Origin of the sequence: Novosphingobium sp., from assembly GCF_036803765.1 — a bacterium.
Lineage (GTDB): Bacteria > Pseudomonadota > Alphaproteobacteria > Sphingomonadales > Sphingomonadaceae > Novosphingobium.
The window spans coordinates 1-9,770 of record NZ_DAIRTS010000049.1 but is presented as its reverse complement, the minus strand read 5'-3'; the positions used below and the strand labels follow the sequence as shown (position 1 = coordinate 9,770).

At 68.0% G+C, this 9,770-nt stretch carries 8 protein-coding genes and 1 pseudogene; 3 read left to right on the top strand and 6 right to left on the bottom strand.

What is annotated here, in order from left to right; all coding sequences use genetic code 11:
• Positions 1 to 205, bottom strand: a 205-nt coding sequence (locus tag V7Q48_RS18020) for a hypothetical protein (RefSeq protein ID WP_333840594.1), incomplete at its 3' end; no start/stop codon positions are given.
• A 291-nt stretch (positions 206 to 496) separates the two neighbouring features.
• On the opposite strand from V7Q48_RS18020, the gene V7Q48_RS18015 reads away from it, so the two are divergent.
• The 3 genes from V7Q48_RS18015 to V7Q48_RS18005 all read left to right on the top strand — a co-directional run bounded on the left by V7Q48_RS18015 (position 497) and on the right by V7Q48_RS18005 (position 5,007).
• A complete protein-coding gene (locus V7Q48_RS18015) occupies positions 497 to 1,411 on the top strand; it encodes a DMT family transporter (RefSeq protein ID WP_333840592.1) in 915 nt (304 codons plus the stop codon).
• 332 nt (positions 1,412 to 1,743) lie between these two features.
• Positions 1,744 to 4,413, top strand: coding sequence for an aconitate hydratase AcnA (gene acnA, locus V7Q48_RS18010; protein ID WP_333840590.1), 2,670 nt, complete (start codon positions 1,744 to 1,746; stop codon positions 4,411 to 4,413).
• 150 nt (positions 4,414 to 4,563) lie between these two features.
• Complete coding sequence (locus V7Q48_RS18005) at positions 4,564 to 5,007, top strand: hypothetical protein (protein WP_333840588.1); 444 nt, start codon at positions 4,564 to 4,566, stop codon at positions 5,005 to 5,007.
• Between the two features lie 64 nt (positions 5,008 to 5,071).
• Here V7Q48_RS18005 and V7Q48_RS18000 read toward each other — a convergent pair whose 3' ends face one another.
• The 5 genes and pseudogenes from V7Q48_RS18000 to V7Q48_RS17980 form a co-directional block, all read right to left on the bottom strand.
• Positions 5,072 to 6,487 (bottom strand): porin, encoded by a 1,416-nt coding sequence (locus V7Q48_RS18000; protein ID WP_333840586.1) that lies wholly within the window; start codon positions 6,485 to 6,487, stop codon positions 5,072 to 5,074.
• Between the two features lie 166 nt (positions 6,488 to 6,653).
• Entirely contained in the window at positions 6,654 to 7,187 is a 534-nt protein-coding gene (locus tag V7Q48_RS17995; protein ID WP_333840584.1) for a J domain-containing protein, read from the bottom strand.
• Positions 7,188 to 7,304: 117 nt separating this feature from the next.
• Positions 7,305 to 7,817: a peptidoglycan-associated lipoprotein Pal gene (gene pal, locus V7Q48_RS17990; protein WP_333840582.1), complete on the bottom strand. Its 513-nt coding sequence runs from the start codon at positions 7,815 to 7,817 to the stop codon at positions 7,305 to 7,307.
• 27 nt (positions 7,818 to 7,844) lie between these two features.
• Complete coding sequence (tolB, locus tag V7Q48_RS17985; protein WP_333840580.1) at positions 7,845 to 9,239, bottom strand: Tol-Pal system beta propeller repeat protein TolB; 1,395 nt, start codon at positions 9,237 to 9,239, stop codon at positions 7,845 to 7,847.
• Positions 9,236 to 9,770 (bottom strand): annotated as a pseudogene (locus tag V7Q48_RS17980) (hypothetical protein); the annotation flags it as partial. The gene tolB and the pseudogene V7Q48_RS17980, both read right to left, overlap by 4 nt.

Below are 9,770 nucleotides of genomic sequence, written 5' to 3'. Positions count from 1 at the left end.
CGGCCCCCGAGGGCACGGGGGCGGGGGCGGTGGGCGTGGCCGGCACGCGCGGGACAGTGGTTGGCACCGTGCTGGTCGCCGTGGCGGTGGGTGCCTTGGTCGTGGGCAAGGGGCGTGCCTGCGCGGTCAGGTCGACCGGGCGACCGTCCTGCTGGCTGCGCGCCAGTGCCGGCGACAGCGGCGCGAGGGCGAGTGGGGCGATCAACGCCGCGATCGTCACAAGAGACGGCCGCAGGGCGCGGGGGGAGTGCCTGGACCGGTCGAAATCGGGGTGCATCGCTGTCAAATTCCTGTTGCCATCCACTTGCACGCACGCGGTGCACGATTGATCCCTGCCCCAAGCCCCCCGCCCAATCAACCCGGCAGCCTTTCAAGAGCCTGAATCGACCGGGCAAGAAGCAGTCGCAAGGGCATCATGCCAAGGTAACGGCCGCGCAGGCCATCCGTTTCCTGCGCGATGTGGCCATGACTGCCCGTGCCCGCTAAGGCGCTGGCCATGGACCGTCCGATCGATCACGGCACCGCGCGGCTCTGGCCGTTGGCGGCGGCGATAGCCGGCATCGCCTGCTACAGCGTGATGGACGGCGTGCTGAAGGCCGCATCGCTCAGCCTCGGTGCCTTCGCGGCGATCTTCTGGCGCAGCGTGGTGGGGCTGGCGTTGCTGGTCCCGGCCTGGGGGCGGCAGGCGCGGTGGCCCGAACGCCGCCTGCTGCTGGTCCATATCGCGCGCGGAGTGCTGGGTGCGGCCATGGCGATCCTGTTCTTCGATGGCGTGGTCCGCATGCCGCTGGCCCAGGCGATCGGCCTCTCGTTCATCGCCCCGCTCCAGGCGCTCTATCTCGCGGCGGTCATGCTGGGCGAACGCGTGCATCCGCGCGCCGTGCTGGGCTCGCTCGTCGCGTTGGCGGGGGTCGGAGTCATCGCCGCCAGCCAGGTCGACGGCAGTCAAGGCACCGATGGCTGGCGCGGACTGATCGAAATCCTCGCCTCGGCGACGTTCTATGCCACCGGCCTCGTCCTGCAACGCTACCAGGCGCAGCGGGCCTCGCCAGTCGAGGTCGCCTTCTTCCAGAACCTGGTGGTCGTCGTCGTCCTAGCGCCGGCGGCCGCACTATGGGCCCCCTGGCCCGACGGGCACGCGTGGATGCTGGTGAGCGTAGGCGCGTTGCTGGCGACGCTGTCGATGCTGGCGATCGCCTGGGCCTATGCCCGGGCCGAGGCACAGGCGCTCGTGCCGATGGAGTATACCGCGTTCCTCTGGGCGGCGCTGGTCGGCTGGATCGCCTTTGCCGAGCCGGTCACGCGCGCGACGATCGCCGGGGTGGGCCTGATCGTGCTGGGCTGCGTCATGGCGGTCCGGCGCGGCGGCGTGCCGGCCGACCATCTCGGTGGCCCAGCCGAGTCGGCCTGAGCGACCCGTCTCCGATCGTGCTGCACCGCGGCGCGAGCTGACATCCTCTCGGCTGGATCGGGTACGCGCCGATAGCCCCGCCACAGCGGCACCGGCGATTGCTCCTCCCGCGATACACAGTATTTGGTATTGCGTCGCAATACGCGAAGTCGCGCAAATTTAGCCGTTTCGCGCCCTTGACGGATGCCGGCCAACAGCGCATCGCGGCGCCGTTCACGAGAGGCGCAGACCGGCAGGTCACCGCTCGTCGTTGCCTGCTGGCGTTGCGTCGGCATGGTATCCGACCTTCGCGGCTGCGGTTCTCGCAAACGGCAGGAGGATTTCACTTAGCCATGACCCAGGTCGGACAGGACTCGCTCGGTACGCGCGGCACGCTCAGCGTCGGCGGCAAGAACATCGCGTACTACTCGCTCAAGAAGGCCGCCGACAGGTTCGGCGACGTTTCGCGGCTGCCTTTCTCGATGAAGGTGCTGCTGGAAAACCTTCTCCGCTTCGAGGACGGCGGCTTCACCGTCTCGGCCGACGACGTCAAGGCGATCGTCGACTGGCAGAAGAACCCCTCGAGCAGCGCGGAAATCCAGTACCGCCCGGCGCGCGTGCTGCTGCAGGACTTCACCGGCGTGCCTTGCGTGGTCGACCTGGCCGCCATGCGCGACGCGATCGCCAAGCTCGGCGGTGACACCAGCAAGATCAACCCGCTGGTCCCGGTCCACCTCGTGATCGACCACTCGGTCATGGTCGACGAGTTCGGCCACCCCAAGGCGTTCGAGCAGAACGTCGAGATCGAATACTATCGCAACGGCGAGCGCTACGACTTCCTCAAGTGGGGTTCCAAGTCGCTGTCGAACTTCCACGCCGTGCCCCCGGGCACCGGCATCTGCCACCAGGTCAACCTCGAGCACATCGCCCAGACGGTGTGGACCTCGGAAGACCAGGACGGCAACCTCGTCGCCTATCCCGACACCTGCGTCGGCACCGACAGCCACACCACGATGGTCAACGGCCTGGGCGTGCTGGGCTGGGGCGTGGGCGGCATCGAGGCCGAGGCGGCCATGCTCGGCCAGCCGGTCTCGATGCTCATCCCCGAAGTCGTCGGCTTCAAGTTCACCGGCGAGCTGCAGGAAGGCGTCACCGCCACCGACCTCGTGCTCACCGCCACGAACATGCTGCGCAAGCATGGCGTCGTCGGCCGCTTCGTCGAATACTTCGGCCCGGGCTTGGCCGGCCTGACGCTGGCCGACCGTGCCACGCTCGCCAACATGGCGCCCGAATACGGCGCGACCTGCGGCTTCTTCGGCATCGACGAGAAGACCCTCGACTACATGCGCCTCACCGGCCGCGAGGAAGACCAGATCGCGCTGGTCGAAGCCTATGCCAAGGAGCAGGGCTTCTGGATCGACCCGTCGATCGAGCCGGTCTTCACCTCGACGCTGGAACTCGACCTCTCGACCGTCGTGCCCTCGCTCGCCGGTCCCAAGCGCCCGCAGGACAAGGTCGTCCTCCCCGAAGTCGACGACGTGTTCAATCACGACCTTGCCGACCTCTACAAGAAGACCCAGTCGCGCGTGGCCGTCGACGGCAAGGACCATGACATCGGCGACGGTGACGTGGTGATCGCCGCCATCACCAGCTGCACCAACACCTCGAACCCGAGCGTGCTGATCGCCGCCGGCCTCGTCGCCAAGAAGGCCGACGAGCTGGGCCTCAAGCCCAAGCCCTGGGTCAAGACCTCGCTGGCCCCTGGCTCGCAGGTCGTCACCGACTACCTCGAGAAGGCTGGCCTCCAGTCGCACCTCGACAACATCGGCTTCAACCTCGTCGGCTACGGTTGCACCACCTGCATCGGCAACTCGGGCCCGCTCGCCGAACCGATCAGCAAGGCGATCAACGAGAACGGCATCGTCGCCGCTTCGGTGATCTCGGGCAACCGCAACTTCGAAGGCCGCGTCAGCCCCGACGTGCGCGCCAACTTCCTGGCCTCGCCGCCGCTGGTCGTGGCCTATGCGCTCAAGGGCACGGTGGTCGAGGACTTCACCACCACGCCGATCGGCACCAGCAAGGATGGCGTCGACGTCTTCCTCAAGGATATCTGGCCGACCAACGCCGAAGTCTCGACCGTCATGGGCGGGGCGATGAACCGTCAGATGTTCCAGGCCCGCTATGCCGACGTCTACAAGGGCGACAAGCACTGGCAGGCGATCAACGTGACGGGGTCGGAAACCTACTCGTGGCGCGCCGGGTCGACTTATGTCGCCAACCCGCCGTACTTCGAGGGCATGACCATGACCCCCGAGGCCCCGACCGACATCGTCGGCGCCAAGCCGCTGCTGATCCTCGGCGACTCGATCACCACCGACCACATCTCGCCGGCGGGTTCGATCAAGGCCGACAGCCCGGCGGGCAAGTGGCTGCAGGACCACCAGGTCGCCAAGGCGGACTTCAACTCCTACGGCGCGCGCCGTGGCCATCACGAAGTGATGATGCGCGGCACCTTCGCCAACATCCGCATCAAGAACGAGATGGTCCCGGGCACCGAAGGCGGCTTCTCGCGCTATGGCGCCGAAGTCGGCGCGGTCTACGACGTGGCGCAGAAGCACAAGGCCGACGGCACCCCGATGGTGGTCATCGCCGGCAAGGAATACGGCACCGGCTCGTCGCGTGACTGGGCTGCCAAGGGCACCAACCTGCTCGGCGTGCGGGCCGTGATCGTCGAGAGCTTCGAGCGCATCCACCGCTCGAACCTGGTCGGCATGGGCGTGCTGCCGCTGCAGTTCGTCGATGGCCAGACCCGCCAGAGCCTGGGCCTGACCGGCGACGATGCCTTCACGATCGAGGGTGTCGCCAGCCTGCAGCCGCGCCAGACGGTCGACGTCAAGGTCACCCGTCCGGACGGCACCACCTTCACGTTCCAGGCGCTGTGCCGCATCGACACGGCCAACGAGCTGGAATACTTCAAGAATGGTGGCATTCTTCAGTACGTGCTGCGCAAGCTGGCGGCCTGATCGCCATCGGCCGAAACGCCGTGAAGACGAAGGGGGCGGTCCGAATGGGCCGCCCTTTTTCGTTCCCGCTCAAATCGATGCGCCTGCAATTCCTCCGTATTGGATAGTTTGCTATCTGGCCAGGTGCGACCACTGTGGCACCACAGGGCAATGGGCTCGCCGGTCACATACATCTTTGCGCTCGGTCGCGCGCAGCGGCTGGTGGTCGGCGCTGCGCCGTCGCCGGAGGCGATCGCCTGGCCGCAAGCCGGTATGCTCACCGGTCTGCTCGCGCGGCTGAGGGGGCGTCCGACATGCGATCCGGTCCCTGATTGCGCACCTGACGAGACCAGGCTGGTCTGGATCGAAAGCCATGCCTCGCTCGACTACGCCCTCGCCAGAGCCGGTCGCCTTTCGCGCTGGTCCGGGTTTGCCCTGCGCCGTCTGGTAAGCCTGTCCAACCCCGGGTGGCGGCCGCTGATGCTCGTGCGTACGACGTTCGAGACGCCGGCGTTTTCCCGCGTCGATGCGGCCCCCTTCATGCTGGCGGCGGACAACCCGGGTGACGCGCAGGCGGCCCTGCCAAAAAAAGGCCGGACCACCCGGGCGGGGTGATCCGGCCAAGGCCTCGTCGCCTGGAGAGCAAGCGACGAGGACGTGGATCGTCTCGTAAGGGACCTCAGAAGAACAGGATGCCGCCCACCGCGACCGTGTCGGACTTGGCGCTGTTGCCGTTGTGCGCCTTGGCCTTGGCAGAGACGTATTCGCCGATCAGCGTGACCCAGCTGGTCAGGCCATAGCGCACCTGGCCGACATAGCTGCTGTTGGTCTTGACCAGCGTCGGGTTCGACGTCGCGTCGAGGTTGTTGGCGTAGCTCAGGTTGCTTTCGCCATAGGAGCCACCGACCGAGATCTTGCCGAAGGTGGCGAGGGCCTGGGCGTAGAAACCGTGGCTGTCGCGCGCGTTGCCGCGGCCGTCCGAGTCGAACAGGTTGAGCACGGTCGTGCCCAGGCCCGAGGCGGTGTAGTAGTAGCCGACCGCGGTGACCGGGCCGACGGTCAGCTTGGCGCCGACGTCGAGACCCTTGCCGGTATATTCGGCCGCGCGGTTGAGCGTGTCATGCTTCTGCGTGATGCCCGACAGCCAGAAATGCGCACCCACCGGGCCCATCTTGCCGTCGTAGCTCAGCTTGGCCTGGAAACCGGGCGAGCCGTTCTGTTCGGCCGGACCGGTCAGCGAGCTGAGCGGCTGGAAGATACCGGCCGCGACCTTGAAGCCCGAGAGCGAGGGGGTGGTGTAGGTGATCTGCGGCTGGAAGTCGGTGTAGATGTAGCCCGAGCCGATGCGGCCCAGCGTGGTGTTGGCCGGCGCCACGTTGCCGCCCGGTGCGCCCGACGACAGCAGCGTGATGTCGTTGAGGATGGCGTCGGAGCCGAACAGGCCGATGTCGCGGCCGATCTTGATCTCGCCGAAGCCTGCGCGCCCGAAGGTCAGGTAGGTCTGGCGGAAGTCGATGCCCGCGGTGGCGAGTGCGGTGGGCTGGCCGCCGTTGTTGGCGCCGAGCGCACCCCAGGCCGCGCTGTTGATGCCGGGGTACATGCCGAAGTGTGCGCCGACGTCCCAGCCCGCCTGCTTGGTGGTCACCTCGACCTTGAGGAAGCCCGGAAGCAGGCCGTTGCGCACCGATGACGTGCTGTTGCCGCCGACATTGGCGATGCCACCCGCCACGGCGGTACGCGCGGTCGGGGTGTCGGGATTGTCGTGGACGTAGAAGCCGTTGACCGAACCGGAGAAGGTCAGCGTCACGTCGCCGACCTCGAGGCCGACGCCGGCGGGCGTGCGGCGCACCATGCGCTCGGGTTCTGGGAAGCTGGCGGAAGGCCCGGCCGGGGCGACGGCGGGAGCGGCAGCCGGCGGTGCGGCCTGGTCGGCCTCGTCCTCGCGCAGCAGCTGCTGGTATTCCTCGTCGGACAGGATGCCCTTCTCGTGCAGCCGCTTGAGCAGCGCGGCAGAGGTACCGGCCATGGCCGGCGTGGCGCCGAGCGTTATCATCGCGGCGAGCATCGCGCCCGCCAGCCCCTTGCGTGCCTTCATTGTCCTTCCCCTCACATGCTTATCTGCCCCAAAGGGCACGGCGCAACGATGCGCCTCGCGGGGGAGGGATAAAATTGGACTATGGTTCTCGTTCCAAGGAACGAGGCGCGGTGCAGCAGACAGTCAGCTAGCCCTGGACTGTTCTGCCCTAGTCAGGCGCTGGCCATCAGCCCTTCCACTCGCGGCGTTCCTCCGCCGCGCGCAGCACCTCGTACGAGAGCTGCAGCTTCTGGAACTCCTCGGCCGCCGCGGCGTCGCCAGGGCGCACGTCGGGGTGGACCAGCTTGGCTTTGGTACGCCATGCCTTGCGGACCGCTTCGAAATCGGCGTCGGGGTCCAGCCCCAGCACCTCGAGCGCGCGCAGTTCGTCACGGCTGCGGCTGCCGTCACCGGGCCCGGCCCAGGCCTGCCACGAGGCCTCGCGATATTCGCGGCTGGTGCGGCGCTCGGCCTGCTCGCGCTGCTCGGCTTCTTCCTTGTCCAGCCCTTCGAAGTAGTTCCAGCCGGCGTTGTATTCGGCGGCATGCTTCTCGCAGAAGTACCAGCGGTCGGGGCTGTTGGGAGACTTGGGCGCGGGGCAGTTGCCGGGATTGTTGCAGCCGGCGCGGTCGCACAGGCGCACTTCGGCGGCCTCGCGGCCACTGCCGTAGCCGCGCCAGCGGGGAAAGCCCCAGTCTGTGGATCGCCCTTGCCGTGCCATCGGCGCTGCCTGCCTCGAACCTTCTTGAAACGACAGCGCCCTGTGCAGCCGGATGGCCACGCAGGGCGCCTGATGGGGGCTAGATAGGCGCCGGGGGTAGCCCGGCGCAAGAGGCCCTTATTGTACAGTAACCGTCACCGCGCGGCGGTTCTGGGCATAGCTGGCTTCGTCCGAACCCAGCGCGATCGGCCGTTCCTTGCCATAGCTGACGGTGTTGATGCGGCTGCCGTCGATGCCCAGGCTGATGAGGAAGTTCTTGGCGGCGTTGGCGCGGCGCTCACCCAGCGCGATGTTGTAGTCGCGCGTGCCGCGCTCGTCCGCATGGCCCTCGATCGTGACCATCTTGTTGGGGTAGCGGCCCAGCCACTGCGCCTGGCTCTGCAGGATCGCCTGGCTTTGCGCATCGATGTTGTAGCGGTCGAGGTCGAAGTGGATGGTGTCCGACTGCACCGAGGCGACGAAATCGGCCTGGCTGCCCGCAGTGGGACCGGTCGGTGCGGGCTCGGTGGTCGTCGTCTCGGCGGTCGGCGGCGGCGGCAGCTCGGCAGCGGTCTTCTTCGAGGTGGACGAGCAGGCGGCCAGCGAAAGGCTGGCGGCAGCGATGGTGACGGCAGCGATCGTGCGGTTCATGCGGGGTCTCCTGAACTTGGCTGACGGTTAGGGCAGCACCGGTCCCCATGCGGGGTCCGAGGCATCGACGGGGGTATTGAGCTTGCGTTCGTTCTGGCCGGTCAGGTCGACCTGCCAGATGCCGGTGCGACCCGAGTTCTTCTCGGTGCGGAAAAACTGGATGATGCGGCCGTTGGGCGCCCAGGTCGGGGCCTCGTCCTGCCACGAATTGGTGAGGAAGCGCATCGCGCCCCCTTGCGGGTTCATCACTGCCACACGCAGGTTGCCGCAGATGCAGGTGAAGGCGATCTGGTCGCCGCGCGGGCTCCATTCGGGGGTGGCCGCGCGGCCGCCGAAGAAGCTGATGCGCTTCTGCCCGGTGCCGTCGGCGTTCATCACGTAGATCTGCTGGCTGCCGCCGCGATCGCTTTCGAACACGATGCGGTTGCCGTCGGGGCTGTACGACCCGCCGACGTTGATGCCCGGCGTGTTGGTCAGCCGCGTCGGCGTGCCGCCGGTGGCGGGAATGCGATAGATGTCGGTGTTGCCGCCCATCGCCATCGAGAACAGCAGCGACTTGCCATCGGGCGACCAGCGCGGCGCGAACGTGGGATTGCGGCTCTGCAGCACGAGGTGCTGGGTGCCGCTGCCGATGTCGTAGACGTAGATCCGCGGGTTGCCGTTGAGGTACGACAGGTAGGCTATCTTGCTGTAGTCGGGCGAATAGCGCGGGGTCAGCGCGGTCGCCTGGCCGTTGGTGATGAAGCGGTGGTTGGCACCGTCGGAATCCATGATCGCCAGCTGCTTGCGGCGGTGGTCCTTGGGGCCGGTCTCGGCGATGTAGGCGATCTTGCTGTCGAAGAACGGGCTTTCGCCCGACAGGCGCGAATAGACCATGTCGGCGCACTTGTGCGCGGCGCGGCGCCATTCGGCGGGCTGCACGACATAGCCCTGCCGGGCCAGTTCGCTGCCGAGCGCGACGTCGTAGAGATAGCAGCCGACCGTCAGCCGGCCGTCGGGCGCGGCGCGCACGAAGCCCTGCACCAGCATTTCGGCCGAGCGCGCGCGCCAGTCGGCAAAGCCCGGGGCGGTCACCTGCTGGTAGGCAATCGCCGGCAAGGCATCCGGGCCGGTCGGCTTGAACAGGCCGTTGTTCCTGAGGTCATTATAGACCACGCGCGCCAGGCTCTTGCCCAGCGCCGCGGTGTCGCCGCCCTCGGCCGCCGTCGGCACCGGGTTGTCGGTGGGGAAGGCCGGGATCGCGACGCCGAGGTCCTGCCAGGCGCCCTCGCCGGTGACCGATCCGGTCAGCCCGCCGTCGTCGGGCGCGGCGGTGGTGGCCGCCTGCGGCGCCGCCGAGGCCGGCAACGCCTGCTGCTGCGCCAGGGCAGGCTGGGCCAGCCCGATGGCAAGGATGAGGCACGTCGGAGCAAAACGCTTCATTGCGACAGTTTCCAGTCAAAGCGGAACGCGGAGACGCGCTTCCAGCTGTTGTAGTATTGCGGCGGCAGCTCGAACGGTGCGGCCAGTTCCACGGCGCGGACTGCCAGTTCCCCATGGCGCTTGGCCTGGGCGCGGTTGGCATCGGTGATCCCGGACTGCGAAACGACCACGGGTCGCCCGGCCAACGAGCCATCGGGGTTGAGGTTCCATGCGACCACGGTGACGAGCTTGTCGACATCGACACCCGAGGGGCCGTTCCAGTGCGGCTTGATCTGGCGCGAGATCGCCATGCCAAGCGAGGCGCGCACTTCCGGGCCGACGGCGGCGGCGGGCGGTGTCTTGGCCGTGCCCGGCTTGGTCGCAACGGCCACGCCGGCAAGAAAGTCGCTGCCGATGCGGCTGCCGCCGGCGGGCGCCTTGGTGGGCGGCTTCGCCGTGGGCTTGCCTGCGGTGGCCCCGGGGCGTGCGGGCGAGGCCGGCGCAGGCTGTGGCCGAGGCGCCGGGCGCGGCGCGGGCGCGGGCGCGGGCGTA